Genomic DNA, 654 nt, shown 5'->3' with positions numbered 1-654 from the left:
GCGGTTCCAGGCGCTGAGCTGTGACCTCCTCGCCATCTCGGTAGACAGCCTGTTCTCCCACCTCGCCTGGGTGCGCAGCATCCGCGAGCAGTTTGGCATCGAGATTCCCTTTCCACTCGCCGAGGATCTGTCGATGGCTATCGCCTCGGCCTACGGCATGGTCCACCCGAGCGACGGTGACACCGCCACCGTCCGCGCGACCTTCCTGATCGACCCAACCGGCGTAGTCCGTCTGCTGACCTACTACCCCATGGCAACCGGCCGGAACGTTGACGAGCTGCTGCGGACCCTAGCCGCCTTGCAGGAAACGGACGCCTCCGGCCTCTCCACCCCCGCTGGGTGGCAGCCAGGTGAGGAGGGCGTGTTGCCGCCGCCCAGTACCGTCGCGGAAGCCGACGCCCGCGCAAAGGCGGGGGCACCCGCCTGGTACTACCAGCCCAGGACATCCGGACAATGAGCACTCCTGCGCTCCACGGCGCCAGTGGCTGCGATCCGCAGGCGGTGGCCGAGTTCCTTCGAGCACTGGCTCATCCGATGCGCCTGTCCATTCTGTGTCGCCTGCTGGAAGGCGAATGCGCGGTCAGCGGCTTCGAAACCGAACTCGGCCTCAAACAGCCCAACCTGTCCCAACAGTTGGCGATGCTGCGCGAGGCA

At 66.5% G+C, this 654-nt stretch carries 2 protein-coding genes; both read left to right on the top strand.

Going from position 1 to position 654, the window contains the following annotated elements; genetic code table 11:
• Positions 1–457, top strand: a 457-nt coding sequence (locus tag QWZ14_RS10915) for a peroxiredoxin (RefSeq protein WP_290316684.1), incomplete at its 5' end; no start/stop codon positions are given.
• A partial coding sequence (locus QWZ14_RS10910) for an ArsR/SmtB family transcription factor (RefSeq protein ID WP_290316683.1) occupies positions 454–654 on the top strand: 201 nt, incomplete at its 3' end. The genes QWZ14_RS10915 and QWZ14_RS10910, both read left to right, overlap by 4 nt.

Source organism: Paeniroseomonas aquatica, from assembly GCF_030409335.1.
Classification (GTDB): Bacteria; Pseudomonadota; Alphaproteobacteria; order Acetobacterales; family Acetobacteraceae; genus Belnapia; species Belnapia aquatica.
The sequence above is the reverse complement of the archived record's forward strand: the minus strand, read 5'-3'. Positions and strand labels throughout refer to the sequence as shown.